This window comes from Rhizobium sp. R693 (genome assembly GCF_002211315.1).
In the GTDB taxonomy this organism is placed as follows: Bacteria; Pseudomonadota; Alphaproteobacteria; order Rhizobiales; family Rhizobiaceae; genus Rhizobium.
This window is the reverse complement of sequence record NZ_LOKY01000006.1, coordinates 13,495-40,354: the sequence shown is the minus strand read 5'-3', so window position 1 is coordinate 40,354 and position 26,860 is coordinate 13,495. Positions and strand designations below refer to the sequence as shown.

Genomic DNA, 26,860 nt, shown 5'->3' with positions numbered 1-26,860 from the left:
CCTGGACCAGCCTCGAGTCCCTCTGGAGACGTGAATGCCATTTTGGAAGCAGTTTATAATCTGCCTTGTCGTGATTGCGGCCGGCTCTGCCGGATGGGTCTACTTTGTGCCGGGTGCTGGAGAGACGCTACGCAAGGCCGGTTTCGCTGAGGTTTCCAAGCTGGCGCCCGGGACGGCGGCGCCGCAGCCTGCGGCTAACGCAGAGGGACAATCAAGGCGCCGCAGCGGCGGGGCCCATGCGCCCGTTCTGGTCGCCACACAAGCCGTTGTTCGTGGCATCGTCAATGATCGGCTGAGCGCCATCGGCACGGGTGACGCCATTCACTCCGTCGTGGTGATGCCGCAGGCGAGCGGCACGATCCGCGAGATCCTGATCAAGTCGGGTGACAAGATCACCAAGGGTCAGGTGCTGGCAAAGCTCGATAGCGAAGAGCAGGTCATCGCCCGCGGGCAGGCGGACGTTGCGCTGAAGAGCGCTATCGAAAAGTCCAGCCTCTACCACAACATCAAATCCAGCGTGTCGCGGATGGACGTCTTCGATGCCGAGATCGCGGAGCAGGGTGCGCGGCTGCAACTGCAGGCCGCCGAGCTCAATCTTGAGCGCCGCAGCATCGTTGCGCCGATCGATGGCATCGTCGGTATCATTCCAGTCAATGTTGGCGATAACGTCTCGACGACCACACCGGTCGCGACCCTCGACGACCGGACTGAAATTCTTGTTGACTATTGGGTGCCGGAGCGCTTCGCCAACACGATCACGGTCGGCCAGCCGGTCGAGGCAACATCGGTCGCTCGGCCTGGTCGCGTTTTCTCGGGCGGGGTCGAAGCGATCGACAATCGCATTGACGCCGCCAGCCGCACGATGCGCGTGCGGGCCCGCATCGACAACGCATCGGACGAACTGCGCGCAGGCATGTCGTTCAACGTCGGGATGAAGTTTGGGGGCGACCAGTATCCGGCAGTCGATCCGCTCTCGGTGCAGTGGGATTCTCAAGGGGCCTTTGTCTGGCGGGTTGTCGACGGCAAGTCCGGCAAGGTGCGCGTCAGCATAGTGCAGCGCAACCCCGACTACATTCTCGTCAAGGCCGATCTGAAGGACGGCGACGCGATCGTTACCGAAGGCCTGCAGCGCGTCCGTGAAGGCGGTGCAGTGCGGGTTGCCAACGAAGTCGCGTCGAACTCGGAGCCTGCCACGCAATGAACGTGATCGAGATGCAGGACAAGCCGGCTTCCGGCAAGCAGACCTTTACCGCGCTGTTCGTCCGGCGCCCGATCCTGGCGCTGGTCTTCAATACCCTCATGATCGTCGCCGGCCTTGCGGCCTATGCCGGGATCGAAGTGCGTGAACTGCCTGATGTCGACCGGCCTGTCGTGACGGTTCGCACCATGTTCGACGGTGCCTCTCCACAGACGATCGACCAGGAACTGACGAAGGTGATCGAGGGCGCGGCCGCCCGTGTCAGTGGCCTCAAGTCTATTTCGTCCAGCTCTCAGTTCGGCCAGAGCCGCGTGACACTCGAATTTTCCGACTCGGTCGATCTCGCCGTTGCGGCGAACGATGTGCGCGACGCCATCGGTCGTATCGCCGATCGTCTGCCTGAGGAGGCGGATGCACCGCAGATCGTCAAGGCGGATTCCGATTCTCAACCGATTATGCGTCTTGCCGTCACCTCGTCCAAACTCAACATGGACGATCTGACCCTTCTCGTCGAAAACCAGGTCATCGATCGGCTTGCTTCGGTCGACGGGGTTGCCGATGTCGAAACCTACGGCGACCAGGAGAAGGTCTTCCGTGTCGACGTCAACCAGAGCGAACTGGCCAGTCGCGGGCTGACGGTTGGCGATCTGACGAAGGCGCTTTCCAGCGCTGCACTCGACGTGCCGGCCGGATCGCTGAAGAGCCCGACGCAGACGATCGTTGTGCGTGCGATGGCAAGCCTGCAGACGCCGGAGGATTTCTCCAACGTCATCCTGCAGAACCACGTGCGTCTCGGCGATGTGGCGAATGTTACCCTCGGACCACGCGACGGGCAGACTGCGCTGCGCTCCAACGGCGTTCCCGGCATCGGCCTCGGCATCATCCGCCAGGCACAATCGAATACGCTGAATATCTCGAACGGCATCAAGGACGCCGTCGCTGAGCTTTCAAAAACGCTTCCCGAGGGCACACGGATCGCCATCACCAGCGATGACGCCGTCTTCATCCAGGGCGCGATTCATGAAGTGGTGCTGGCGCTGATTCTGGCCGCCGTCATCGTCACCGGCGTCATCTATCTCTTTCTGAGGGACTGGCGCGCGACGATTATCCCTGCCATCAGTATGCCGGTTGCACTGATCGGAACGCTGGCAGCGGTCTATCTCGTCGGCTTCTCGATCAACATCCTGACGCTACTCGCGATCGTACTGGCGACGGGTCTCGTGGTGGACGACGCGATCGTCGTCCTCGAAAACATCGTGCGCCGCCGCTCGGAAGGCATGGGGCCACGGGCGGCTGCTGTGCTTGGCACGCGCGAGGTGTTCTTTGCTGTCATCGCCACGACCGCGACGCTTGCCGCGGTCTTCATTCCGCTGTCCTTCCTGCCGGGGCAGGTGGGCGGCCTGTTTCGCGAGTTCGGCTTCGTGCTGGCTTTCTCGGTTGGTCTCTCATCGATCGTCGCCTTGACCTTATGTCCGATGCTGGCGTCGCGAATATTGACGAAGGAAATGCTCGAGGATCACGGTATCCTCGGTCGTTTCGGAACCTGGTTCGCGAATGCTTACCGTTGGTCGCTCCATGCCTGCCTGAATGCACCACTCGTGGTCATCGTTGCATCCATGCTTTTCGCGGGAGCAGCTGTTCTCGCGTTCCAGACAGTTCGCAGCGAACTGACGCCTAACGAAGACCGCGCCCTCGTGATGATGCGCCTGACGACGCCGCAAGGCTCCAGTCTCGAATATACCCGCGACAAGATGCAACGGGTCGAAGAGTATCTCCAACCGCTCGTCGACAGCGGCGATATCAGCAACGTCTTTTCGATCTCAGGGCAGGGCGGGCAGGTCAATAGCGGCTTCATGGTACTGACACTGGCGCCATGGGGTGAACGCCAACGCACGCAGGCGGAGATTGTTACCGACATCAACCAGGCGGCGGCAAAGGTCCCGGCGCTGCGCGGCAATGCGATCCAGTCGAACAGCCTGCGCATTCGCGGCGCCGGCAATGGATTGCAGATGGCGCTTGTCGGCAACGACCACGAGGCGCTGACTGTCGCGGCCGCTCGGTTGGTGCAGGTCCTCGACGCGACGGGCCACTATGACACGCCGCGACTGACCAACGAGCCGACACAGGCTCAGGTGTCGGTGACGATCGACCGCGAGCGCGCGTCCGATCTCGGCATCGACATCACGGGTCTTTCAACGGCGATGCAGTCGCTTTTGGAGGGCCGGTCGGTCGTCGATGTTTTTGTCAAGGGGGAAGCCTATCCCGTGCTGCTCACCTCGAATACCCGACCGCTCGACGATCCGACTGATCTCGAGAACGTGTTCCTGAAGACGGGCGACGGCAAGATCGTTCCGATGTCGGTGATCGCATCGCTGACGGAAGGCTCGGTCGCGCCGCAGCTGAACCGCGAACAGCAGCTTGCGTCGGTGGCGATCACAGCCGGTTTGAAGAACGGCCTCTCGCTGGGAGACGCGGTCAAGGAAGTGACCGAGATATCCAAGTCGGTCCTGCCCGCGGGCGCCCGTCTCGTCCCACTAGCCGAGGCGGCAACGCTGGAGGAGAATTCGAGTGGCATGGCGCTGACCTTCGGTTTTGCCATCGTCATCATCTTCCTGGTTCTGGCCGCGCAGTTCGAAAGCGTCCTGTCGTCGGTCATCATCATGTCGACGGTACCACTCGGGCTCGCATGCGCTGTATTCGCGCTTGTTATCACCGGGTCGAGCCTGAATATCTATAGCCAGATCGGTCTTGTTCTGCTTGTCGGCGTGATGGCGAAGAACGGCATTCTTATTGTCGAATTCGCCAACCAGCTACGCGATCGTGGCGAGGAAGTACGCACGGCGATCGAGAAGGCGTGTGCGCTGCGTCTACGCCCTGTGATGATGACGATGATCGCGACCATCCTCGGGGGCGTCCCGCTGGTCTTTGCGCACGGGGCCGGCGCGGAGGCGCGTATCGCACTCGGCTGGGTCATCGTCGGGGGGCTCGGCTTTGCGACACTTGTGACGCTCTACATCACGCCGGTCGCCTACCTGCTGATTGCCCGCTTCGCGAAGCCGCATGCTCACGAGGAAGAACGCCTCCACGAAGAAATGGCGCATGCCTCGCGCGCCCCGGCACCAAAGGCGGGCCGACTGCAAGCGGCGGAGTAAAGCCGCCCGCTGCCCTGGCGGGCAAAGGCTGCGACTTATAGTTTATGAAAACTTGTAGGATTGGATGAATTTACTCTGAACTTTAGATGTTTTTTAAGCATGGGCAGCAATCATTCCAACTGAAGCCGATAGGTCCTCCAGCGTTTTCAGAGGACCGCCTTGGTGCCTCGTTCAGGCGCTCCCGGACAATGATCGTTCGCGGTACGGTTCGCTTGTATCAGTGTATTGTTGTGTTCGGAGTACAGTACCTTGAGCATTTATCGGCGCACTTCGGTGGATGCCGCGCTATATGTTTTGCGTGACATCGGTCGCGATATGACCAAGACCCAGAGGCAGGTCTCTACTGGCCTCAGAGTGGAAAAAGCATCCGACAATGGCGCCTACTGGGCGATAAGTTCGACGTTGAAAACCGATCAGAAAGCCCAGTCGGCCATTGGCGATGCCCTTGGCCTCGCGGCTGCCACCATGGGCACAGCTTACAACGCGGTCGACAGCGCGATCGATCTCGTCAGCGAGATCAAGGCGAAGCTGGTCGCAGCGACCGAGTCCGGCGTCGACAAGGACAAGATCAACACTGACATCACCCAGCTGAAAGATCAGCTGCGATCGGTTGCGCAGTCGGCAGAGTTCAATGGCGACAACTGGGTTGCGATCGACGATTCTGCCGATCCATCAAAGCCGAGGCAGATCCCGTCTTCCTTCATCCGCTATCCCGACGGAACGGTGAAGGTCGACATGCTAAGCTACGAGGCCGATCTAGCGCCGGTGGGTGCGACTACATCTCAGGATGCGCGCTACCTGATCGATGACCGCACGACTGGTTCCGGCGAATATGGCGCTCTGACCTCTCAGTATTTTGCCACCGAGGCCGGCGCCTCGCAAAACTATGTGATGCTGAAGGGGGCCGGCAATACGGCAGGGCAAGTCGAAATTGGGGTTTCGAGCACGACGACCCAGGCGCAGGTGACGGAGATGATCACCGTCGTCGACAGGATGCTGAACCAGATGACGACAGTCGGCTCGGCCTTCGGCGCACTCGAAAAGCGCATTAGTATCCAGAGCGATTTCGCGCAGTCGCTGGACGATTCCTATTCCCGCGGCATCAGCCGCCTGATCGACGCGGACATGGAGGAGCAGTCAAGCCGGCTGCGGGCCCTGCAGACGCAGGAGCAGCTAGGTTTGCAGTCACTGAACATCGCCAATGCCAGCTACGACAAAGTTCGCCAACTCTTCCAGAACTTCTGACAGGTTGTCTTGATAAGCGACGCGTCGCCCGTGTTCCAACGGGCGACATGACTGCTCGGCCCGCCACTGTGGCTTACGATCCGCAGTAGCTGTGCATTTTTCTCAATTTCCGGTATCTGAAGCATCTGTTTCATCTTGTTGCCGCAATCCTTAATACTGGTCGCATCAACACCGAATTGGAGACAAGCCTGTCCATGATCAAGAAATTCATACTTTTGTCTGTTGCTGCAACTTACCTTAGTGCCTGCACCACCACCGACCCCTATACCGGCGAGCAGAAAATGTCGAACACCTCAGGTGGGGCGCTGCTGGGTGCAGGCGTTGGCGCGCTTGCCGGCTTGGCTGTCGGCGGCTCGCCGGTTGGACGTCGCAATGCTGCGCTGATCGGCGCCGGCGTTGGCGCGCTCGCGGGTGGTGCGATCGGCAATTACATGGACCAGCAGGAATCCGAACTGCGCGCTCAGCTCCAGGGAACCGGCATCTCGGTGACCCGCCGCGGCGACAACATCATCCTGAACATGCCGTCCAACATTACGTTCGATGTTGACCAGGATGCCGTGAAGGCTGGTTTCTATCCGACGCTGAATTCTGTCGCGATCGTCCTGCGCAAGTTCAACCGCACCCTTATCGACGTGAACGGTCATACCGACTCCACCGGCAGCCTGCAGCACAACCAGGATCTGTCACAGCGCCGCGCCATGTCGGTTGCCGACTATCTCGGCACGCAGGGCATCGATCCGCGCCGTGTTTCTGCCGTCGGTTTCGGTCCGTCGCAGCCGATTGCTTCCAACGCTACGGAAGCTGGTCGCGCGCAGAACCGCCGCGTTGAAATCCAGATCGCGCCTGTCACCCAGAGCTGATCCACATTTTCAGTCAAGAAAAACGGCCGGGTCAACGCCCGGCCGTTTTCGTTATCGATGCATCGTCGCACCCTTGGTGATCTTGTCGACGATCTTCTTTTCGGCCCTGATGGCTATGCCGACAACCTTGGCATCGTCAGGTGCATATTCGGCAAAGACGGCCCGGTTGGCGGCGTCGTGGCCGGTTGCGAACATCTCTTCGATGAACAGCGATGAGGTTACGCCGCGCTCCAGGGAGCGGCGGTGGATTGCCGACATCGTTTCGTCCTCGGCCGACAGTACGATAATCGGCTGGATGGACAGCGGATTGTAGAGATTGCCAGCGCGATCCTTGTACGATTCACCGATGATCTCGGGGCTCTGCCCGGCAATTCCGCTCATCAGGAAAGCGGTGACGTTCAGCTTCTGCCAGGATGCAAGATTGTTTCGCAGGACGATCGCAATTTTGGTATCAAACATTCCAGTCTCTTTCATGCGGGTTCGAAAGTCGCGTTGGACCAGGATGTAAACAGTCATGCCTTCGAGGGTCTTGAACGTTTGTGCACGCAGCCCGGCACAGACGGGATCGTAATTGCGCCGGGCTTTCCCGGCATCGAGCGGATGGAAGCGCAGTTTTCTGGCAAGGCGTTCGAGCCGCATCGCCACGATACTTATGCTCTCGGCGTCACGATAAAGGGTGTGCAGACTTTCTCCTATCGCGGTGAGCGGCGCTTCAGCATGCCGGGGCAAGTGCTCGTGCTCCATCCGGATGAAGAGCATGATGGTGGAGCTGGCACCGATGACGGGCTCCAATATCGCATGCTTTATCTTGAGCCGGCGCTACTGCTCGAATGCCTGGCTGCTGAGAGGATCGGACTGCCTTTCGTCGACGACCCTGTCATCTGGGATCCCATCCTGGCAGGCACGCTGCTCGCAGCGCTTGGCGAGCTGGATCGCGAGCCCGACGAGTTGTTCGTCGACGACTTCGTTTCGCGCGTTGCAGGCGGACTTGCAAGGCTTGCGAAGACCCCGCAGCGTCCGCTCGGCAATTTGGCGTGGCAGCGCGCAAGATTGGCGCGCGACTATCTCGAAGCGCACGCCACGGAAGCTGTGCGATCCGGCGAGTTGGAGACCGTCACCGGCCTCGACCGCTTTTCCCTCGCGCGGCATTTCCGGGCCGCATTTGCAACAAGTCCGCATCGCTATCTGCTCATGCGGCGGCTGCAGCAGGCGCGTACCTTGATCGGCGCAGGCGACGGGCTTTCGGATGTGGCGGCTGCCACGGGCTTTGCAGACCAAAGCCATCTGACCCGCCATTTCAAGAAAGCCTATGGCTTGACGCCCGGCCAATGGGCGAGCCTTAAACGGGCTTCTCCGCAAGGCCGGATCGGCGCGCGATAAAGCGAGCCAGCATTGGGCCAGTAAACAGGATCAGCAAGAAGCGGCCGGTTTGCATAGCCATCACGAAGGGCACGTCCACGTCGCTCGACGCAGCGATGATCGCCACGGAATCCGCGCCGCCGGGGCTAGTGGCAAGATAGGCCGTGAGCGGATCGACGCCCGCGAATTTGTGCAGTGCAAGGGCCATGCAGCCACAGATCGACATCAGCAGCAGGATTGAGGCGGTCACGCGGGGCAGGGCACGAGCGGCGTGCATGACGATGCCACGGGTGAAACGCAGCCCGATGTTCCAGCCGATCAGCGCATAGCTGATTGCCAGAAGCCATAGCGGAAGCTCGATAGTGAGCAGACCGAAGCCCTGGAGCAGCGAGCCGACCACCAGCGGCACAGTGATCGTGCCGCCTTGAATGCGAAAGCGCACAGCAATGTAGGCGGACAAGCATGTGAGGGCGACAGTGGCGGCCAGCGCCGGCCAGTCGACCGGGGGGAAGAGAATGAATGCCGGCGGCTCGCCACCATCTGCGGCAACCCAGAGGCGGGAGACGACCGAGGCTGCCACAGCGACGAAGACCACACGGAGATATTGCATGAACGCGACGAGACGGGCGTCGGCGCCATAGGCTTCGGACATGATGACCATTGCGGAGGCTGCCCCTGGCGAGGAACCCCAGACCGCCGTCGTACCCGGCAAGACCTGCCAGCGCGTCAGCAGCCAGCCAAGACCGGCCGCGGCGACGATGACGGAGAAGATCATCGCGAGAAAGAGTGGCGCATCGGTCGCCATCGTCTTCAGGATATCGACGGTGATGGCGCGCGCCATCAGAAAGCCGACGAGCGCTTGCCCGAAGAGGAGCGGCCAGCGCGGGACGCGAAGCGATCCGGGGCCGATGGATAGGGCAAGGATAATTGCCGCCACCATCGGGCCGATAAGAAGCGAGGCTGGTAGCCCGAGCATTTCAAGCCCGACCACAAGCAGGGTCGAGATGCTGAGCAGGAGGATCCATCGCGGCAGGCTGGCGTATCGAAAGAAACGGCTGGCGTCGTACAACGGCATGATTCCCATGCATATCTTGCCAATGCTGGAACCGCGATCAGTCGAAGCAGGGAGCCGCACTGGTGGCAAAAGAGGCCGGCCGGAGACCGGAGGATATGCGTCGATATAGGCGTCAGCCGGGGAAGCGGTCAATTGCGAATTCCTGCCGGTTTCGCAGTGTCAGAGGCTGACGCGCTCCGCCAGGAAGTCGAGCAGCGCCCGCACGCGAGCCGGCAACGGGCCGCCCTGGCCAATGTAGACGGCGTAGAATTCCTCGATGTCGCCGGGGTTGATGTCTTCGAGAACCGGGACCAGCCGCCCGGCCTCGAGATCGGCGCGAACGGTGAAGGTGGCGAGGCGGACAAGCCCCGCACCTGATAGCGCCATATATCGCATCGCTTCGCCGTCACCCACCTGGACGCCCGGCGTAATCGGCAGCGCAATGGTCTCGCCACCATCGAGCAAGGGCCAGCCCTGAACGCTGCGCGTATAGGAAAAGCCGACGCGGCGATGACGCTTCAGGTCGGCGATGGTCTTTGGTTCGCCTTCGCGCTTCAAATAATCCGGCGATGCCACGATCAGCTTGCGGGTGAAGCCAAGCTTGCGCGCAATGAGACTGGAGCTCTTCAGCGGTCCGGCGCGGATCGCGACATCGGCTCGATCCTCGACGAGATCGACGATGGCGTCGGTATGCGAGATGTCGAGCGTGACGGCGGGATTGAGCGCCAGAAATTCGGAAACCAGCGGCGCAAGAATATGGTGGCCGAAGGAGGCGCTGGTGTTGATGCGGATGGGGCCCGTGGCTTGTTCGCCTGATGATGCGTAGCGTTCGGCCTCCGCTATGTCTGCAAGAATGGAAACGCTGCGCTCGTAAAAGGCGGAGCCTTCCGGCGTCAAATGCAGTTTGCGGGTCGAACGGTTGACGAGGCGAGCGCCAAGGCGGGCCTCGAGTCTTGCCACAAGCTTGCTTACAGCGGACGGTGTCATGCGGCAGGCGCGGGCAGCGGCCGTGAAGCCGCCGAGTTCGACAGCGCGCACGAAGACTTCCATTTCGCCGGAGCGATTGCTGTCTTGCCTGCTCATGATGACTTCAATTCATGGATGGTTTTCCTTCCGGCAATCTATATCACCGTAGATTCAGTGTCTATCTCTTCTGAAGTCCACAACAGGAGACCGACCATGGAATATAGAAATCTCGGCGCATCGGGCCTCAGGGTGCCGGTTTTGAGCTTTGGCGCGGGAACATTCGGAGGCTCGGGTCCGCTCTTCGGTGCATGGGGCAATACGGACGCAGCCGAAGCCCGGCGCCTGATCGACATTTCGCTGGAGGCGGGCGTCAACCTCTTCGATACGGCAGATGTCTATTCGGGCGGTGCCTCCGAAGAGGTCCTTGGCCAAGCGATCGCCGGCCGGCGCGATGCAGTACTGGTCTCAACCAAGATCGCGTTGCCGATGGGCGATGGACCTGCTGAGTGGGGAACGTCGCGCTCGCGCCTCATCCGCTCGACAGACGAGGCATTGAAACGGCTTGGGACCGACTATATCGATCTGCTGCAGCTTCATGCATTCGATGCCTCGACACCCATCGAGGAAGTGCTCGCAACACTGGATGGGCTGATCGCTGCGGGAAAAATCCGCTATGTTGGTGTCTCCAATTTCGCGGGATGGCAGCTGATGAAGTCACTCGGGATTTCGGAGCGGCATGGCTATCCGCGCTATGTTGCGCATCAGGTCTACTATTCTCTTGCCGGCCGCGACTACGAATGGGAACTGATGCCACTGGCTGCCGACCAGGGCGTCGGCGCGTTGGTCTGGAGTCCGCTTGCCTGGGGCCGTCTCACCGGGAAGATCCGGCGTGGCCAACCGTTGCCGGAGGGCAGCCGGTTGCACCAGACGGCGGACTACGGCCCGCCGGTCGATGATGAGAAGCTTTATGATATCGTCGACGTGCTGTTCGAGATTTCCGAAGAGACGGGCAAGACCGTCCCGCAGATCGCCCTCAATTGGCTGATCGGTCGTCCAACCGTTTCCAGCGTCATCATCGGCGCGCGCAACGAGGAACAATTGCGCCAGAATCTCGGTGCTGTCGGCTGGTCCTTGTCGAAGGAACAGGTGGAAAGGCTCGATAAGGCGAGTGCCGTGACCGCACCCTATCCGTACTTCCCGTACCGGAGACAGGCGGCCTTCGCGCGGCTCAATCCGCCCTTGGTCTAAGCGGCACTCGGCAGGGAGCCGTTCTTCCCAATCTTGTACTGGACAGGCGCCGTCTCTTGTCTCATACCAACGTGCCTTCCGGCAGCGAAGGCGAAGGAGATCAAAGAGATGGCGCTCAAAGATGCAAAGACCGGAACACGGAACGAGGTTGGCATCGCTGCCGTTCTCGGCGTTCTGAAACAGAGCTTCGGTGAGCGCTTCCAGACCGGTCAAGCCTTTCGCGCGCAGCACGCACATACCACCACCTACATCCCGGCGCAGCTGCCAGACGGCGTGCTTTTTGCCGAGAGTACCGACGACGTGAAGGCTGCGGTGAAGATATGTGCCGAACATAAGGTGCCGGTCATCGGCTTTGGCACCGGTTCGTCGCTGGAGGGGCAAGTCAACGCGCCCAACGGCGGTATATCGATCGATTTCAGCCGAATGAACCGGATTCTTGAAGTCAATGCTGAGGATCTCGACTGTACCGTCGAGCCCGGCGTGACGCGGGAGGAACTGAACACCTATCTCCGCGATACCGGTCTGTTCTTCCCGATCGATCCCGGGGCCAATGCCTCGATCGGCGGCATGACCTCGACACGCGCTTCGGGAACGAATGCCGTGCGTTACGGCACGATGAAGGACAATGTGCTTGCAGTAACCGCGGTCACCGCGAACGGAGAGGAAATCCGCACCGCGCGACGCGCACGCAAGTCGTCCGCCGGTTACGATATGACCCGGCTCTTTGTCGGCGCAGAAGGCACGCTGGGCATTTTGACCTCCGTAACGCTGCGGCTGCAGGGTGTTCCGCAGAAGATCGGCGGCGGCGTCTGCGCGTTTCCAACCGTTCGCGCTGCCTGCGATGCTGTCATCATGACCATCCAGATGGGCATTCCGGTTGCCCGTATCGAACTTCTCGATGCGCTGCAAATTCGCGCGTGCAATGCCTATTCAAAGCTCAGTTACGAGGAAAAACCGACGCTCTTTCTCGAGTTTCACGGTTTGGACGAAACCGTTGCCCTGCAATCGGAGCAGTTTGCCGAGATCGCCTCCGAATGCGGCGGCGGTGAGTTCTCTTGGACAGTCAACGCCGAGGAGCGCCGTAAGCTTTGGAAGGCACGGCACGATGCCTACTGGGCGTCGCGAGCGCTGGCGCCTGAAATGGCCGCGCTCTCAACGGACGTCTGCGTGCCGATTTCGCGTCTTGCCGATTGCATCGGCGAAACGCAGGCCGATATCGAGGAACATGGTTTGCTGGCGATGATCGTCGGGCATGCCGGCGATGGGAACTTCCATGTGCTTCTGTTGTTCGACGACAAGACGGAGGAGGGCATTGCTGTCGCTGAAGCCTTTGTCGGCCGGCTTAACGCTCGCGCTCTGGCAATGGATGGCACCTGCACTGGTGAGCATGGTATCGGTCAGGGTAAGATGGCATTTCTCGAAGAGGAGCTCGGTGGTACGGTCGAACTCATGCGGCAGGTCAAGAAGGCGCTCGATCCGGATGATATCTTCAATCCCGGCAAGATATTCCACCGCGGCTAAAACGGGAATTCCGTTGCATGGTGGGATGGCCAAGATTGACGCAGCGGAAGATTGACTGGCGATGAGGCGAATTCATCTCCAAATCAAGTAAATAGAGCATGATGTTGCCCGAAAGCTGCTTCACAGCTTTCGGTATCATGCTCTAGTGTCCGCATTGGATTCCCAAATGGAGAAATGTTGAGTTGGTAGGCCGGTTCCTCGTCTTTTTGGGCGGAGTGATTGTCGTGGCGCTGTTCGTGGCGCTGCTGGCACCGCTGTTTATCGACTGGACCGACTTCCGAAAGAATTTCGAGGATCAGGCAAGCCGCATTATCGGCAAGAAGGTCGTGGTCCATGGTGCGGTGGATGCGCGCCTGCTGCCGTTTCCGTCGGTGACGCTGCATGACGTGCGCGTCGGGCAGGAATTCGACGGATCGCCGATCGTGCAGATCGAGCAGTTCTCGATGGACGCTGAACTTGCGCCGTTCCTGTCGGGCGAAGCGCTGATCTTCGACATGCGCGTGGTCAACCCGAAGGTGAAGCTGAGGTTGCTGAAGGACGGCACGCTCGACTGGACGCGCGGCAGTCAACCTGAAATTCCGGCCAAGACGGTTGTTCTCGAGAATGTTCACGTCAGTGGTGGCGATCTTCAGTTCATTGACGATCAATCGGGGCGCTCGCGGCACGTTACGGGTCTGAACGCCGAGATGTCGGCCAAATCGCTTGCCGGTCCGTGGCGGATCGAGGGTGATGCAGCTCTGGACGGCGAGCATGGCAACTTCACGATCGCCAGCAATCAGCCGGATGAGAACGGAGTCCTGCGGATGCGCACGCGGCTGCAGCCTGATAAGCACCCCGTGACGGTCGATCTCGATGGTGAACTCAAGCTCGTAGATCGCAGACCGAACTATCAGGGAACGATTTCTGCGTCGATCGAGAGCCGGAATGGCAAGAAGACCGACAAGGTCGATGTTCCTCCACGGTTGAAAGGGAAGTTCGAGCTCACCAACGAAAGCGTTCGGATACCGGAATATCGCTTGGAGGTCGGGCCTACGGACGATCCCTATGTCGTTACCGGAGAGGCGACGCTCGACACCGGAAGCAAGCCGCAATTCCTGCTGATTGCGAATGGCCAGCAGATCGATGTCAATCGTATCGGCAATCAGGGGGCAAACGGCAAGACGAACCGTGACCCCAGTCTTTCGGCCCGGCAGCGACTGAACGCGCTGATCCAGATCGTTTCGCAAGTCCCTGTGCCGCAGGTTCCGGGGAAGGCGAGCATCCGGTTGCCGGCGATCGTCGCCGGAGACACTACGATCCGCGATATTCAGCTTGATGTCGAACCCGCCGGCAAGGGCTGGACGATCGCCAATGTGGTCGGTACACTACCCGGTCGCACGCAAGTGGAGGGCCAAGGCAATCTTAATTTGCAGGGGCAAGCATCCTTCGTGGGGCAGCTCACCGTGGCATCCAGCCAGCCCACTGGCCTTGCGGCGTGGCTTGCCGGCTCTGTCGATCCTGCAATCCGGCAACTGCGACAGGCGGGTTTTTCCGCCGATGTCAATCTCACGCACGACCGGCAGACGTTCGACAATCTGGAAATTGCCGTGGGGCAGGCGACGCTCAAGGGCAGGCTGGACCGGCAGGCGGTGGCCAATCAGGCTCCGACCTTGGACGTGGCGCTTGCAGGCGATACGCTCGATCTGGATGCGCTGCGCGCGCTGACAGGATTGTTCACCGGTCAGGATGCCGGCGACAACGTGCTTGATCACAAAATCAACGCGCGGCTCAAGGCCGACAAATTTACGGCCTTTGGTGTCGAAGCGGCCGACGTCGAAACGAGCTTCGCAATTGCCGACGGCGCTCTGGCCGTCGAGAATCTTTCCGTCAAGAATCTGGCGGGTGCCGAGGTGACCGCGACGGGTCGCGCCGAGGGCTCCTTGCTGGACTACAAGGGGTCCGGGGAAATCACCTTCAAATCGGCCGATCCGGGCTCGTTCTTCACCATGCTCAAGCAGCATCTGCCGCAGCATCCGGTCATGGACAGGCTCGTACGCAACGCTGCCTGGTACACCAATACCGCCCTGCGCGGAGCGTTGACGCTTGGAGGAGACGAGGGCGACGGTCTGACCCTGACGCTGGCCGGGGTGAGCAACGGCAGCCGTGTCAACCTCGACTATCGCATGTCGGATCTTCTGGCGCTGACGGGCAAGGGTACGACAAGCCTGGAGGCGACGCTCGAAAACAGCGTCACGTCGATCCTGTTTGGGCAGGCCGGCCTCGATCCCTTGCCGGTCGATGCGGACGCGAACGGCCGTCTGACACTCAAGGTGCAGGCTGAAGGCACGGATCCCGCGGATGCGCAGCTGACGTTTGCCACCGACCGTACCTCGTTCACCGCTGGCGGCAAGGTGGATGTTCGTCCGCAGGCCTTCATGAACGGGCAGCTTGCAGTATCGCTGGAGAGTGCGGACCTTGATCCGTATCTTGTCATGAACGGCATCGCAGTGCCGCAGATGGGTACGGGCTTGCCGTTCAAACTGACGACGAACGCGACCATTGATGGAAACAGGATTGCCTTTGCGAATATCGCAGGACATGCCGCCGACAACGAGTTCAACGGCGCGCTGACCGTCGATCGCAAAGCGGAGAAGACAGCGGCGACGGGCGAGCTGGCACTTTCCAACGCCGATGCCGCGTGGCTCGGAGAAGCGGTCTACGGGCCAATGACGGATGCGGCGACAGGCGACCTGTCGGGCGCGGCGTTGGGCTTGCCAGTCTTCAAGGACATGGACGTCAACCTCAAGCTTTCGGCCAAGCAATTCTGGCCTGGCTGGTCGGGTCCGATTTCGGATTTCACCTCTAATGTGGCCTACAAAGGCGACGAACTCGAGCTGAACGACATCAAGGGCGGCTGGGATGGCGGTAGCCTGAACGGCAATCTGCTCTTTACCAACGCCGATGGTACGGGCTTCTTCCAGACAAAGCTTACTTTGGCGGACGCGGACCTCGCCGGGGTCGTATGGCCGCGCGATGGAGCTCCCGTCGCAAACGGCAAGTTCGGGCTGGCACTCTCTCTGGAAGCTTCCGGGAAGTCGATGAAGGATATCGCCGGTTCGTTGAATGGCTCCGGTGAGGTGAAGCTCGGTGATATCAGCGTACGTGGGCTCAATCTCGGCATGCTGGCGCCGTTGCTGGCCGCTACTGATCCGATGCAGGATCAGTTGAATGCCGGCAAAGTCCACCCGATCGTCGAGACCTTGCTCAATAACGGCGAAGCGAAGCTGCCGCCGACCGCCATTCCATTCAACGTGACGGACGGGGTTCTGCGCTTTCAGAACGTCAGCGTGACGACCGATCAGGCGAAGGTTGTTGGCAACGGCCAGATCGACCTGCCACAGCAGCGCATCAATGCGTCGCTCAAAATTGCGCTGAATCCGGGCAGCGAGGTGCTTCCCGGCGCGGAGCCTGCGGTACGCCTCGACTTCTCGGGGCTGCTTGCGTCGCCTGGGCGTACCATGGACGTTACCGATATCACCGGTTTCCTGTCGCTGCGCGCCTTCGAGCGCGAGCGCCGGCGCGTCGAGCGTCTGCAGTCGAATGTGCTGGAAAAGCAGCGACTGCGTCGCGAAGTCGCTCTCTACAAGTTCAATGGTGCGGAACGCCAGAAGGCTGTGGCATTCGAAGCAGAGCAGCAAGCTGAAGAACAGCGTCTGAGAGCTTTGGCCGCGCAGGCCGAGCGCGAGAAACAAGCAGCCGAAGCGAAGGCAAAGGCTGAGGCAGAAGCCAAGGCGAAAGCCGATGCTGAAGCACGCGCCAGGGCGGCGCAAGAGAAGGCTGCCGCGGATGCCGCGCGGCGTGCGCAGGAGCAGCTTGCGATACCGCCCGAAAACTCTCTCAATTTCAAAACGATACCTGGGCTGCCGGGTGTGCAGATGCCGCAGTAATCACGTCTGATACATCGTGGGCTTTGCCATCACAGAAATTCTGCCACCCGTCACTGCCGGTGGTTTATCGTCTGCAATGCATCGACCTGCCGGTTGCAAAGCCTAACCGACATTCTCGGATTTCAGCCAGTTAAGGACATAGACGCGCAGCGCTGACGAGAGGTTGCTCTCCGGCTGCCGCTGATCATCGATATCAGAAATCAGGGCTGCGAGCGGAATTGCGCGCGCCTTGGCGATTGTGTTCAGCTCAAGCCAGAATTCGTCTTCCAGGGAGAAGCTGGTGCGGTGTCCGTGCAGGGTCGCTGAGTGCTTGCGGATCATCGCAAGGCTTCAGAATTCGATTCAAGTTGCCGAGAATGTGATTCCAGAAAACCGTCCAACTGATTGATCTCTGAATCTTTTCCGTTTCTCCGGGCGCTCATTTGTCGTCTTCGGGTTTCTCGATCCGGCCTAGTCGATGAGAGCGTTCGGCTTTCTCGTTGAGCGCCTTCGTGAGCTGCTTTTCAGCCTTGGTGCGGCCGAAGGAGATGCGGTTTTGCTCCGCCTGCTTCTCCTTGTCGGCGCGGGCCTGTTTCTTTTTGAACTGACGGAGATTGACGACTTCGGCGGTCACGGCTGGCCTCGATCGGAATTGAAAAAGGGAAGCAGTTGCTTCCCTTTGTTTTACTGCTTCTTTCGGAAGGCGTCGAGCGAGACGACCGAACCAGGCTTCTTTTCCTCGCCGTCCGCTTTGGCGGCGGGCGTTTCCTCCGACTTGTCGGATGCCACCGGATAAGCGGTGATTTCGGCAGCCGGAAGCTCTTCGCTGTCGGCGAGAGGCACATCGAATTCCAGTTCGAAGTTCACGGACGGGTCGTAGAAGCCGCGGATGGCGTTGAACGGAATGAACAGTTTTTCCGGTACATCCGAGAAGGAAAGGCCGATCTCGAAGCTCGTCTCTGTGACCTTCAGCTCCCAGAACTGGTGCTGGATGACGATGGTCATCTGCTCCGGATACTTCGCCTTCAGATGCTGCGAAATGCGAACACCTGGCGCACCAGTGAGAAAGGTGATGAAGAAATGATGCTCACCCGGCAGGCGGCCCGTCGCGGCAACTTCAGACAAAACCTTGCGGATGACGCCGCGCAGTGCGTCCTGTGCCAGAATGTCGTAACGGATGTGATCCTGCCCCATGCTTTCCTGTCTTTCTTTTGGTTCGGACTCGTTTCCCAAGGCTGTATGGCATGCCAAGACGCCGTGGAAAAGGCCTGAGCCGAGTCATGCTTGACCAAACCATACATGATTTGCGCACAAGGGAGAAGGTGAAGGCTTCTGTTGCCAGGTGCCTTCGGACCCCGCCTAGAGGTGCGAACCACTAGGGCTTTATTTGAAGTGTCACACCGCGATTAAGCAGCGAGACGAGCTTCCGCATAGTTGTCGTTTGCAACTACAATTTTAGCCCGATAACGGCGGTACAATGCCGAGCAAAAAGACGATCTTTACACCCTTGTCGATCCTGTTTCGCCCCCATCAAAAGCCGGCCATCGATTTGGCAGCCCGCCGGTTTTTGGTGGAGGCGCCGGGTACCGCCCCCGGGTCCAATAGGTTTATTACACCGCTCATTTATCGCCATAGCCGGCCCGAGGACCGGCATGGCTGATATAGTGTTTTCCGCGATGGATGGGAAGAGGCCTTGTCACAAAACCGTGTCGTGGAGAGAAGCAGTTGGCAACCGTCCTAGGAGGTTGCCTTGTGCTCTTTGAAGGCACCGCGCTTCTTGAGCATGCTCACTACGCCGGTTGCCGCAGCCACGATCGCAATCAAGGAGGCGAGGGCATAGACCTGCACAGGTGGCACACTCGTGGCGCCGACGACACGGTAGATCTCGATCAGGAGAACAGCCAGCAACGCGGCGGAGACCGTGGAATAGTCCTTCGCGATCACGCGTTTCACATTGAACACCATCCCCTGGGTCGAAGCTGCAAAATTGCTGAAACGGAGAAGCCAGCGAGGAACGTCTGCACAATAGGCCCGATAGGCGTCTCCAAATTTGTCCTCAAGGAACGCTTCTTCGGCATAGACGATGCATTGGTAGATGAACAAAAAGAGCGCTATGCCTGAAATTGCGACCACCGGATTTCCATGCAACAGGAATACGCCCGCATAGATCAGCATGTTTCCGACATAGAGCGGATTGCGGCAGACGCCGAACATCCCCTCGGTCACCAGGTCGTTGGCATAGACGCGCTTCTTCAGACCACCCCGCTTGATATAAGCGTAGCCGATCACACTTGCTCGAAGTGCGAGGCCGGAAAATATGACCAGAAGCGCCATCAGGTCTTTGACACGCTCTGCCGCGACGCTTCCAGCAATTTCCGCCGGTGGCGAAGACATCAGGAACAAGGCTACGATTATGAGCGGAAACGCCTGATTGCGGTATTTGAAGAAGAAGTTCCCAATGCCGATCATGGTTGCTTTCATCTGGCGTCCCAACCTTACTTAACGGCGATGATGCCGCAGAAATTATACCAGCGGAAGAAGACCTCGACGCTGCGGAACCCGACTTCTTTCAGAAGCTGCATGTTCTCTTCCAAGCGATAGGGGATGAGCACATTCTCGAGCGCCTCGCGCTTCTGCGATATCTCGATTTCGGAGTATCCGTTGCGCCGCTTGAAGTCGTAATAATGCTGGATGAACAAGCGGTTGAAGGCCGTATCCTCGCTGGTCAGCTTCTCGACAAGCAGCAGGCACCCCTGATTGTTTAATCCTGAGAAGATCATCTTCATCAGGCGCTCGCGAAATAGGGGACGAATAAACTGCAGCGTCAGCAGCATCGTGACGACGCTGGCATTTTCCATGTGAAGGCCCTGGTGGAGATCGACGACTTTGAGATCTACCGATCGCTGCGTGTCTGCCCGCTCGATCTTCTGTCTGGCCTTTTCCAGCATGTCAGGGGCGTTGTCGATGCCGACGAAATTGACCGTTGGATCGATTACACGATCGAGAGTGAGCAATGTCGTCGCCGTCGAGCATCCGATGTCGTAGAGATTGGTCTCCGGTCTGGCGAAGTCTTGCGCCAGCTCGCAGACCATCCGCTGCATTTCCTCGTAATAGGGCACCGATCGGCTGACCATGTCATCGAAGACGTCGGCGACTTTCGCGTTGAAGGTAAAGTCGCCAATAGGCTGGTCCTGCTCGGCGAATACTTCGTCGCGCCGCTCCGTTCGCAGCTGCAACCGTACTAGGCTCTCTGTCATGATTTCCCCCAAACTCGCGTACGGTTCCCAAGGGGGTTACGGCATGAAATGCCGTCGGTTGTCGTGTTGAATCCCCGTGGAGCGCCCCCGCGCCACGCACAGGGAGACATGTGAACCTGACGTTAGCCTGAAAGCGCCTCCGTTCTGCATTGTGAGCCATGTCGTGCTCTGACGTCCTCCGCCGGTCCCCCCTCCGAGATTTGCCGGGATAATCAGCGCGCAATGATTGGTTTCGAAGAGCGAAGGGCTTAAATAGACGGGAAACGGAATCGGCGGCGAACGATGAAGCAGTATCTCGATCTCTTGAAACATGTGATGGAACACGGAACCGATCGTGGCGATCGCACCGGAACGGGCACGCGGTCCGTGTTCGGCTATCAGATGCGATTCGACCTGCATGAGGGGTTTCCGGTTCTGACCACCAAGAAACTGCATCTGCGGTCCATCATCCACGAACTCCTGTGGTTTCTGCGTGGCGAGACCAATATCGGCTATCTCAAGGACAATGGCGTCTCGATCTGGGACGAGTGGGCGGACGAAAACGGCGACCTTGGGCCGGTCTATGGCGCCCAATGGCGCTCCTGGCCGGCTCCCGGCGGCGGTCACATAGATCAGATCGCCAATCTCGTCGCGGGCATCGTCAAGAATCCGAATTCACGTCGGCATATCGTTTCCGCGTGGAACCCGGCCGAGGTTGACGACATGGCGCTGCCGCCGTGCCATTGCCTGTTCCAGTTCTACGTTGCCGACGGCAAGCTTTCCTGCCAACTCTACCAGCGCTCCGCCGACATCTTCCTCGGCGTGCCGTTCAATATTGCTTCCTACGCGCTGTTGACCATGATGGTGGCTCATGTGACCGGCCTGAAGCTCGGGGATTTCGTACATACGCTGGGTGACGCCCACCTTTATCACAATCATTTCGAGCAGGCGAAACTACAGCTTACCCGCGCGCCGAAGCCGTTGCCTTTCATGCGGATCAACCCTGATGTGAAGGACATCTTCGGTTTCAAATTCGATGATTTCGAGCTGATCGGCTACGAGGCCGATGCCAGCATCAAGGCGCCGATCGCCGTCTGATCGGAGAGCTTGATGTCTGAAATTCGCAGGACCATTGTGGTTGCCGTTTCCGACAACGGTATCATCGGGCGGGATGGCGACATGCCATGGCGGCTCTCGACCGATCTCAAGCGGTTCAAGGCTCTAACGCTGGGCAAGCCCGTGATCATGGGCCGGAAAACTTACGAGTCCATCGGCAAGCCGCTGCCGGGACGAGCGAATATCGTTATCTCCAGGCAGGCAGGGGCAATAGATCACCCCGATGTGCACATGGCCGGTTCGTTGACTGAAGCCGTCAATCTTGCCGAGGAAATTGCGCGCCAGAAAGGCGAGGGCGAAATCTGCATTATCGGTGGTGGGCAGATTTATGCGCAGGCTGTCGATCTGGCCGATCGGTTGTGCGTCACCCACGTCGAAACCTCTGTTGACGGCGACACCTCGTTTCCAGCGATTGAGCCGGCACTTTGGAAGGCGACTGAGACCATTGACGTGCCGGCAGGCGACAAGGATAGCTATCCTACGAAATTCGTTGTCTATGACCGGCGCTAACCGCTGAAAAGCAACTATTTTCCAATAAATATCGCCAAGTTCCTCATGCTGCGTTGAAAGCGGATGCGGCGATACCTATAACGGTCACGATCGCCGGTATCCGCCGCCCCCGTGGGTTGGGCGATCGGGAGTTTAACGAATAACGAGGTTTTGATGCCCTGGAGCAATCAGAATGGCGGCGGCGGCCCTTGGGGCGGCGGCGGTAACAATCAGGGACCATGGGGGCAAGGGCCCAACCGCCCGCGCGGCGGCGGTGGTAAGGGCGGCCCTCCCGATCTGGAAGACATTATCCGGCGTGGCCAGGATCAACTGCGCAACATTGTACCCGGCGGGTTCAATGGCGGCGTTCTCGTCATTGTGGCGGCGATTTTGGTGGTGTTCTGGCTCTTCCAGTGCATCTACATAGTCCAGCCGGACGAGCGCGGCGTCGAGTTGCGTTTCGGTAATCCGAAGGAAGAGATTTCCACACCGGGCCTGCATTTCCATTTGTGGCCGATGGAGACCGTCGAAATCGTCAAGGTGACGATGCAGCAGCAGAATATCGGCTCAGCATCGACGTCTTCCTCCTCGCCGAGCGGGCTGATGCTTTCCGGTGACCAGAACATCCTGAACGTCCAGTTCTCCGTCTTCTTCACGGTCAGTGATCCGAAGGCATATCTTTTCAACGTCGAGAACCCGGCTGAGACGCTGCAGCAGGTCGCCGAAAGCGCCATGCGCGAAGTCGTCGGCCGTCGTCCGGCCCAGGACGCATTTCGCGACAATCGTCAACCGATCGAGACGGAGGTCGCCAACATCGTCCAGGGAACGATGGACCGTTACAGGGCTGGTATCTCCATTGGGGCGGTGACGATCCAGGACGTGGCGCCGCCACGCGAAGTTGCTGATGCCTTCGAAGAAGTGCAGCGCGCCGACCAGGACAAGCAGCGACTGGTCGAAGAGGCCAATCAGTACGCCAACCAGAAGCTGGGTCAGGCGCGCGGTGACGCGGCCCAGATCCGCGAAGCGGCAGCAGCCTACAAGGATCGCGTCGTCAAGGAAGCCGAAGGTGAGGCTCAGCGCTTCTCGTTCATCCACGAACAATATGCGAAGGCGCCTGAGGTAACCCGGACGCGTCTCTTCCTTGAAACAATGGAGCAGGTTCTGAAGAATTCCAAGAAGGTCGTGATCGACGAGAAGCAGGGGGTCGTTCCTTACCTGCCGCTCAACGAGATCGGCAAACCGGCACAGCAGGGAGGTTGAGCCATGACATCGAACAGGCTTCCGCTCATTCTCGGCCTCCTCGCCGTCGTCTTGGTTGGGCTCTACTCCTCGATTTTCGTGGTGAACGCTCGGGAGCAGGCAATCGTTGTCCGCTTCGGTCAGATCCAGTCTGTGAAGACCGAGCCGGGCATCTACTTCAAGCTGCCGTTTGCCTTCATGGATGCCGACCGCGTCCAGATCGTTGAAAGGCAGGCGCTTCGCTTCGACCTCGACAACATTCGTGTCCAGGTTCGTGGTGGCGCGACCTTCGATGTCGACGCCTTCGTGGTCTATGACATCAGGGACGTCCGCAAGTTCCGCGAAACGGTCTCGGGCGATCGCGAGGCAGCGGAAGCTCGCCTTCGCACGCAGCTCGATTCTTCGCTTCGCCGTGTCTATGGTCTGCGCGACTTCGACGCTGCGCTGTCGGAAGAGCGTGTGGCAATGATGCTTGAGGTTCGCGACGATCTGCATCGCGACGCCGAAGATCTCGGCCTCAACATTCAGGACGTCCGCATCCGTCGTACGGATCTGACGCGTGAAGTTGCGCCGAAGACCTATGACCGCATGCGCGCTGAGCGTCTTGCCGAAGCCGAACTCCTGCGTGCGCAGGGTACGGAAGAAGGCCAGCGCCGCCGGGCTATCGCAGACAGGCAGGTGGTTGAGATCACCGCCGAGGCGCAACGCGATTCCGAAGTCTTGCGCGGCCAGGGCGACGCAGAACGGAACCGGTTGTTTGCTGATGCCTTCAGCAAGGATCCGGCATTCTTCGAGTTCTACCGCTCCATGGCCGCTTATTCGACGGCTCTGACGTCGCAGGACACGACGCTGGTGATCTCGCCAAACTCGCAGTTCTTCCGTTTCTTCAACGACGCAAGCGGCGCGCCACGAAACGCACCGCCGGCGGCGATGCCGAGCGCGCCGACGAACTGATCGGCGTATCGGGATCTGCAGAAACACAGAGGGCCGGCAGCTTTGCCGGCCCTTTTTACGTTCCAGCATGATGATGGTGAGCGCAGCGGAGAGATTGCACGGGATTTCGCGAAAAGGTGATTTCACCCTCCATCATTCCGCCTTATGCTGGTGCTCAGAGTGCGTATTATTTGAAATGAGGATGCTTGATGGCCCCGACGACCCGCCCGACCTTCAGACGATCGCTCGCTCTCCTGGCCGGCGCCGCACTTCTGGCTAACATTGGTTTCACAGGCGCCGCCCATGCACAGGGCACGCCACCGATGAACGGTCCGGCATCCGTTGCCGATCTTGCTGAAGGGCTCCTCAATGCCGTCGTAAACATTTCGACGTCACAGAATGTCAAGGACGATGAAGGGGTTGGCCCGGCGCCGCGCGCGCCCGACGGCTCGCCTTTCCAGGAGTTCTTCAACGATTTCTTCAACAAGCAGAAGGGTAACAAGGGCGGTAACCACAACGTCAACTCGTTGGGTTCGGGCTTCGTCATCGATCCGCAAGGCTACATCGTTACCAACAACCACGTGATCGAGGGCGCCGACGACATCGAAGTCAATTTCGCCGACGGCACCAAGCTGAAGGCGAAGCTGATCGGAACCGATACGAAGACCGATCTTTCGGTGCTGAAAGTGGAGCCGAAGGCGCCGCTGACGGCTGTGAAATTCGGCGATTCCAGCGTGATGCGCATCGGCGACTGGGTCATGGCGATCGGAAATCCGTTCGGCTTCGGTGGTTCGGTGACCGTCGGCATCATTTCGGGACGCGGACGCAACATCAACGCCGGGCCTTACGACAATTTCATCCAGACAGATGCGGCCATCAACAAGGGTAATTCCGGCGGTCCGCTCTTCAACATGAAGGGCGAGGTTATCGGTATCAATACTGCGATCATTTCGCCGAGTGGCGGATCGATTGGTATCGGTTTCTCGGTGCCGTCCGAGTTGGCGGCCGGCGTCGTCGAGCAGTTGCGCGAGTTTGGCGAAACGCGCCGTGGCTGGCTCGGCGTGCGTATCCAGCCGGTTACCGATGATGTCGCGGATAGCCTGGGGCTTTCAAGCGCCAAGGGTGCGCTGGTCGCAGGTGTCATCAAGGGGGGGCCGGTCGATGACGGCTCGATCAAGGCCGGCGATGTTATCCTGAAATTCGACGGCAAGCCCGTCAACGAGATGCGCGATTTACCGCGGGTGGTGGCTGAGAGCCCGGTGGGCAAGGAAGTCGATGTCGTCGTTCTTCGCGACGGCAAGGAGCAGACCGTGAAGGTGAAGCTCGGCCGCCTCGAAGACAGCGATCAGGCTGCCTCGAACGATGCTGACTCCAACAACAAGGGTGGTGTCATCAACCCGGATCCTGATGAAAACCAGGATATGGATGAGCCCGATGACCAGCAGAGTCAGCCTATGCCGGATGGCAAGGGCAAGACGGATCAGGCGACACCCGATGCAACGAATCCCAAGAATGTCCTCGGCCTCTCGCTGTCGGAACTGAGCGCGGAGACCCGGAAGACCTTCGGTATTGCTGAAAGCGTCGACGGCGTGCTCGTCGCTGAGGTCACACCCGGTTCGCTCGCGGCGGAAAAGGGCCTGAAGCCTGGCGACGTGATCGTTGAGGTGGCGCAGGAGTTCATGCGCTCGCCTGAAGCGGTGGCTGCGAAGGTGCAGTCGCTGAAGCAGGAAGGCCGACGCAATGCGCAGATGATGATCGCGTCGGCGAATGGCGACTTGCGCTTCGTAGCCGTGCCGATGGAATAGCGAGACGAGGTCTCCGTTCATCCCTTGACTAAATCGATTGGCTGCGTCTTTCGAAGTGCCGGCGACGAGGCAATCGGCGTCAGCCGATACAACGCTCCCATTGCTGACGGGTGATCGTATAGAGAACGTGGCGCTTCAGATGCGGATGAGTGTCTGGAATGCTGGGATGGTCGAAATCGCGATCGGGTTCATGATGCAGGCCAAGCCGGTGCATGACAGCGGTGGAGCGATGGTTGTCTGTCACCGCAAAAGAAACAATTTCGCTTGGATCGAACTGGGTGAAGCCGTGGCCTAGTGCTGCTGTTCCGGCTTCTGTCGCATAGCCCTTGCCCCAATGCCGCCTTACAAGACGCCAGCCGACTTCGATGGTGCCGGCGGGAAGAAACGGTTCGAGCTTGGGTTTCCAGAGGCCGCAAAAGCCGATCGGCTCATCGGTTTCCTTCAGAGCCATCGCGTAGAACCCGAGCCCTGTCGTTGCGATACTATCGCGGATGGTGTCCAGCATAGAATCCGCTTCGGCGCGATCGCGACGGAAAGCGAAAAATTCCATCACGTCGGGATCGGAATTGATTTCGTGGAAAAGCGACCGATCCTCTTCGGTCCAATTGCGCAAAATCAGGCGATCGGTCGTTAGGATCACTGTCATGGCGTTACGAAATCGGTTTTGCGGTAGCCCTGAATATAGAGCAGAGCGCTGAGATCGCCGTGATTGATCTGTATTTTGGCTTGCGCGGCAACGGTCGGCTTGGCGTGCAGCGCGACACCGGATCCGGCGAGTTGAAGCATTCCGAGATCGTTTGCGCCGTCGCCAACGGCAAGGGCGTCGTCTGGCGAAATGCCAAGCTTGTCTGAAATGTCGTTCAGCGCGTCAACCTTGGCTTGTTTGCCGAGGATAGGTTCAGATACGGAACCGGAGAGCACACCGTTCTCTGCCAGCAGAACGTTCGCGCGGTTCTCGTTGAAGCCGAGCGTTTTTGCGATGGGGCCGGTGAAGACGGTGAAGCCGCCGGAGACCAGCGCTGTATAATGTCCCTTGGACCTCATGGTGGCGATCAGTTCCGGGCCGCCTGGAGTCAATGTGATGCGCTTGGAAATGACCTCGTCGACGACCGAGATCGGCAGGCCCTTCAAGAGTGCGACACGCTCGCGCAGTGCCGGCTCGAAGGCGATCTCACCGTTCATGGCCCGAGCGGTAATTGCGGCGACTTTTTCCTTAAGGCCCACTTCGGCGGCAAGTTCGTCGATGCATTCCTGACCGATCATGGTGGAGTCCATATCCGCGATCAGAAGTTTTTTGCGGCGCGTCGCGGCATCCTGGACGACGAGGTCGATCGCAGCGCTGCCGATGACGGTGAGAATGTCGGCTCGCGCGACGTCCGCATCTGTCCCGTCCCTCAACGCGATATCGCAGGCGATTCCGTCAGCCAGCCAGTAGAGGCCGGAAGCTTTCACCGTATCGGCTGCCTGCTCGGCAATGACTGGCGTGAGAACAGGATTTGACGGATTGGCAACAAGCGTGGCAACGAGGGCCATG

At 59.6% G+C, this 26,860-nt stretch carries 23 protein-coding genes and 1 other RNA gene; 13 read left to right on the top strand and 11 right to left on the bottom strand.

Annotated features, from left to right (window positions below; genetic code table 11):
• The first annotated feature begins 34 nt into the window (after window positions 1-34).
• The 4 genes from ATY79_RS07605 (at window position 35) to ATY79_RS07590 (ending at window position 6,455) form a co-directional block, all read left to right on the top strand.
• Window positions 35-1,201, top strand: coding sequence for an efflux RND transporter periplasmic adaptor subunit (locus tag ATY79_RS07605; RefSeq protein WP_088691986.1), 1,167 nt, complete (start codon window positions 35-37; stop codon window positions 1,199-1,201).
• On the top strand, window positions 1,198-4,350 hold the full coding sequence (locus tag ATY79_RS07600) for an efflux RND transporter permease subunit (RefSeq protein ID WP_088703401.1): 3,153 nt from the start codon (window positions 1,198-1,200) through the stop codon (window positions 4,348-4,350). The genes ATY79_RS07605 and ATY79_RS07600 overlap by 4 nt, the downstream gene beginning before the upstream one ends.
• A gap of 249 nt (window positions 4,351-4,599) precedes the next feature.
• A complete protein-coding gene (locus ATY79_RS07595) occupies window positions 4,600-5,595 on the top strand; it encodes a flagellin (RefSeq protein ID WP_088691988.1) in 996 nt (331 codons plus the stop codon).
• A gap of 194 nt (window positions 5,596-5,789) precedes the next feature.
• On the top strand, window positions 5,790-6,455 hold the full coding sequence (locus ATY79_RS07590; RefSeq protein ID WP_037084427.1) for an OmpA family protein: 666 nt from the start codon (window positions 5,790-5,792) through the stop codon (window positions 6,453-6,455).
• Window positions 6,456-6,506: 51 nt separating this feature from the next.
• Here the strand turns inward: ATY79_RS07590 and ATY79_RS07585 are convergent, their stop codons facing one another.
• Window positions 6,507-6,914 carry a DUF2000 family protein gene (locus tag ATY79_RS07585; protein WP_088691989.1) on the bottom strand — a complete coding sequence of 136 codons (408 nt, stop codon included), beginning with the start codon at window positions 6,912-6,914 and terminating at the stop codon, window positions 6,507-6,509.
• Between the two features lie 33 nt (window positions 6,915-6,947).
• On the opposite strand from ATY79_RS07585, the gene ATY79_RS07580 reads away from it, so the two are divergent.
• Window positions 6,948-7,835: an AraC family transcriptional regulator gene (locus ATY79_RS07580; protein ID WP_088703400.1), complete on the top strand. Its 888-nt coding sequence runs from the start codon at window positions 6,948-6,950 to the stop codon at window positions 7,833-7,835.
• Here ATY79_RS07580 and ATY79_RS07575 read toward each other — a convergent pair.
• Together ATY79_RS07575 and ATY79_RS07570 are read right to left on the bottom strand one after the other, a co-directional pair.
• Entirely contained in the window at window positions 7,795-8,889 is a 1,095-nt protein-coding gene (locus ATY79_RS07575; protein ID WP_189637108.1) for an AbrB family transcriptional regulator, read from the bottom strand. The genes ATY79_RS07580 and ATY79_RS07575 overlap by 41 nt on opposite strands.
• A 159-nt stretch (window positions 8,890-9,048) precedes the next feature.
• Window positions 9,049-9,951 (bottom strand): LysR family transcriptional regulator, encoded by a 903-nt coding sequence (locus ATY79_RS07570; RefSeq protein WP_088703399.1) that lies wholly within the window; start codon window positions 9,949-9,951, stop codon window positions 9,049-9,051.
• A gap of 96 nt (window positions 9,952-10,047) precedes the next feature.
• On the opposite strand from ATY79_RS07570, the gene ATY79_RS07565 reads away from it, so the two are divergent.
• The 3 genes from ATY79_RS07565 to ATY79_RS07555 all read left to right on the top strand — a co-directional run bounded on the left by ATY79_RS07565 (window position 10,048) and on the right by ATY79_RS07555 (window position 16,529).
• Window positions 10,048-11,082 carry an aldo/keto reductase gene (locus ATY79_RS07565; RefSeq protein ID WP_088703398.1) on the top strand — a complete coding sequence of 345 codons (1,035 nt, stop codon included), beginning with the start codon at window positions 10,048-10,050 and terminating at the stop codon, window positions 11,080-11,082.
• 108 nt (window positions 11,083-11,190) lie between these two features.
• Window positions 11,191-12,603: an FAD-linked oxidase C-terminal domain-containing protein gene (locus tag ATY79_RS07560; protein ID WP_088703397.1), complete on the top strand. Its 1,413-nt coding sequence runs from the start codon at window positions 11,191-11,193 to the stop codon at window positions 12,601-12,603.
• A 182-nt stretch (window positions 12,604-12,785) separates the two neighbouring features.
• Window positions 12,786-16,529 carry an AsmA-like C-terminal region-containing protein gene (locus ATY79_RS07555; RefSeq protein ID WP_088691995.1) on the top strand — a complete coding sequence of 1,248 codons (3,744 nt, stop codon included), beginning with the start codon at window positions 12,786-12,788 and terminating at the stop codon, window positions 16,527-16,529.
• 102 nt (window positions 16,530-16,631) lie between these two features.
• Here the strand turns inward: ATY79_RS07555 and ATY79_RS07550 are convergent, their stop codons facing one another.
• From ATY79_RS07550 to cmoA, 6 genes are all read right to left on the bottom strand, one after another.
• Window positions 16,632-16,850, bottom strand: coding sequence for a ribbon-helix-helix domain-containing protein (locus tag ATY79_RS07550; RefSeq protein WP_088691996.1), 219 nt, complete (start codon window positions 16,848-16,850; stop codon window positions 16,632-16,634).
• A 97-nt stretch (window positions 16,851-16,947) separates the two neighbouring features.
• Entirely contained in the window at window positions 16,948-17,142 is a 195-nt protein-coding gene (locus tag ATY79_RS07545) for a DUF4169 family protein (protein WP_088691997.1), read from the bottom strand.
• A gap of 50 nt (window positions 17,143-17,192) precedes the next feature.
• Complete coding sequence (locus tag ATY79_RS07540; RefSeq protein WP_088691998.1) at window positions 17,193-17,702, bottom strand: SspB family protein; 510 nt, start codon at window positions 17,700-17,702, stop codon at window positions 17,193-17,195.
• Between the two features lie 127 nt (window positions 17,703-17,829).
• Window positions 17,830-18,199: a transfer-messenger RNA gene (ssrA, locus tag ATY79_RS07535) on the bottom strand.
• Window positions 18,200-18,245: 46 nt separating this feature from the next.
• Entirely contained in the window at window positions 18,246-18,989 is a 744-nt protein-coding gene (locus tag ATY79_RS07530) for an isoprenylcysteine carboxylmethyltransferase family protein (RefSeq protein ID WP_088691999.1), read from the bottom strand.
• A 14-nt stretch (window positions 18,990-19,003) separates the two neighbouring features.
• Complete coding sequence (gene cmoA, locus ATY79_RS07525; protein WP_088692000.1) at window positions 19,004-19,765, bottom strand: carboxy-S-adenosyl-L-methionine synthase CmoA; 762 nt, start codon at window positions 19,763-19,765, stop codon at window positions 19,004-19,006.
• Window positions 19,766-20,047: 282 nt separating this feature from the next.
• Between cmoA and ATY79_RS07520 the strand changes: the two genes are divergently transcribed.
• The 5 genes from ATY79_RS07520 (at window position 20,048) to ATY79_RS07500 (ending at window position 25,326) form a co-directional block, all read left to right on the top strand.
• Window positions 20,048-20,842, top strand: coding sequence for a thymidylate synthase (locus ATY79_RS07520; protein ID WP_088692001.1), 795 nt, complete (start codon window positions 20,048-20,050; stop codon window positions 20,840-20,842).
• A gap of 12 nt (window positions 20,843-20,854) precedes the next feature.
• Window positions 20,855-21,370, top strand: coding sequence for a dihydrofolate reductase (locus tag ATY79_RS07515; RefSeq protein WP_088692002.1), 516 nt, complete (start codon window positions 20,855-20,857; stop codon window positions 21,368-21,370).
• A 153-nt stretch (window positions 21,371-21,523) separates the two neighbouring features.
• Window positions 21,524-22,609 (top strand): FtsH protease activity modulator HflK, encoded by a 1,086-nt coding sequence (gene hflK / locus ATY79_RS07510; protein ID WP_088692003.1) that lies wholly within the window; start codon window positions 21,524-21,526, stop codon window positions 22,607-22,609.
• A 3-nt stretch (window positions 22,610-22,612) separates the two neighbouring features.
• Window positions 22,613-23,542 (top strand): protease modulator HflC, encoded by a 930-nt coding sequence (locus ATY79_RS07505; protein ID WP_088692004.1) that lies wholly within the window; start codon window positions 22,613-22,615, stop codon window positions 23,540-23,542.
• A gap of 188 nt (window positions 23,543-23,730) precedes the next feature.
• Window positions 23,731-25,326, top strand: a complete 1,596-nt coding sequence (locus tag ATY79_RS07500; RefSeq protein WP_088692005.1) for a DegQ family serine endoprotease — start codon at window positions 23,731-23,733, stop codon at window positions 25,324-25,326.
• A gap of 79 nt (window positions 25,327-25,405) precedes the next feature.
• Here the strand turns inward: ATY79_RS07500 and ATY79_RS07495 are convergent, their stop codons facing one another.
• Window positions 25,406-25,972 (bottom strand): GNAT family N-acetyltransferase, encoded by a 567-nt coding sequence (locus ATY79_RS07495; RefSeq protein ID WP_088692006.1) that lies wholly within the window; start codon window positions 25,970-25,972, stop codon window positions 25,406-25,408.
• Window positions 25,969-26,859 (bottom strand): phosphoserine phosphatase SerB, encoded by an 891-nt coding sequence (gene serB, locus ATY79_RS07490; RefSeq protein WP_088692007.1) that lies wholly within the window; start codon window positions 26,857-26,859, stop codon window positions 25,969-25,971. The genes ATY79_RS07495 and serB overlap by 4 nt, the downstream gene beginning before the upstream one ends.
• Window position 26,860: the final 1 nt, after the last annotated feature.

Bases quoted from the DNA above. Each gene is read 5' to 3' on its own strand.
- ATY79_RS07575 (WP_189637108.1), bottom strand. From the start codon at position 8,889: ATGCCGTTGTACGACGCCAGCCGTTTCTTTCGATACGCCAGCCTGCCG.
- ATY79_RS07600 (WP_088703401.1), top strand. From the start codon at position 1,198: ATGAACGTGATCGAGATGCAGGACAAGCCGGCTTCCGGCAAGCAGACC.
- hflK (WP_088692003.1), top strand. From the start codon at position 21,524: ATGCCCTGGAGCAATCAGAATGGCGGCGGCGGCCCTTGGGGCGGCGGC.
- ATY79_RS07585 (WP_088691989.1), bottom strand. From the start codon at position 6,914: ATGTTTGATACCAAAATTGCGATCGTCCTGCGAAACAATCTTGCATCC.
- ATY79_RS07515 (WP_088692002.1), top strand. From the start codon at position 20,855: ATGTCTGAAATTCGCAGGACCATTGTGGTTGCCGTTTCCGACAACGGT.
- ATY79_RS07605 (WP_088691986.1), top strand. From the start codon at position 35: ATGCCATTTTGGAAGCAGTTTATAATCTGCCTTGTCGTGATTGCGGCC.
- ATY79_RS07550 (WP_088691996.1), bottom strand. From the start codon at position 16,850: ATGATCCGCAAGCACTCAGCGACCCTGCACGGACACCGCACCAGCTTC.
- ATY79_RS07505 (WP_088692004.1), top strand. From the start codon at position 22,613: ATGACATCGAACAGGCTTCCGCTCATTCTCGGCCTCCTCGCCGTCGTC.
- ATY79_RS07560 (WP_088703397.1), top strand. From the start codon at position 11,191: ATGGCGCTCAAAGATGCAAAGACCGGAACACGGAACGAGGTTGGCATC.
- ATY79_RS07530 (WP_088691999.1), bottom strand. From the start codon at position 18,989: ATGAAAGCAACCATGATCGGCATTGGGAACTTCTTCTTCAAATACCGC.
- ATY79_RS07520 (WP_088692001.1), top strand. From the start codon at position 20,048: ATGAAGCAGTATCTCGATCTCTTGAAACATGTGATGGAACACGGAACC.
- ATY79_RS07495 (WP_088692006.1), bottom strand. From the start codon at position 25,972: ATGACAGTGATCCTAACGACCGATCGCCTGATTTTGCGCAATTGGACC.
- ATY79_RS07590 (WP_037084427.1), top strand. From the start codon at position 5,790: ATGATCAAGAAATTCATACTTTTGTCTGTTGCTGCAACTTACCTTAGT.
- ATY79_RS07565 (WP_088703398.1), top strand. From the start codon at position 10,048: ATGGAATATAGAAATCTCGGCGCATCGGGCCTCAGGGTGCCGGTTTTG.
- cmoA (WP_088692000.1), bottom strand. From the start codon at position 19,765: ATGACAGAGAGCCTAGTACGGTTGCAGCTGCGAACGGAGCGGCGCGAC.
- ATY79_RS07540 (WP_088691998.1), bottom strand. From the start codon at position 17,702: ATGGGGCAGGATCACATCCGTTACGACATTCTGGCACAGGACGCACTG.
- ATY79_RS07500 (WP_088692005.1), top strand. From the start codon at position 23,731: ATGGCCCCGACGACCCGCCCGACCTTCAGACGATCGCTCGCTCTCCTG.
- serB (WP_088692007.1), bottom strand. From the start codon at position 26,859: ATGGCCCTCGTTGCCACGCTTGTTGCCAATCCGTCAAATCCTGTTCTC.
- ATY79_RS07570 (WP_088703399.1), bottom strand. From the start codon at position 9,951: ATGAGCAGGCAAGACAGCAATCGCTCCGGCGAAATGGAAGTCTTCGTG.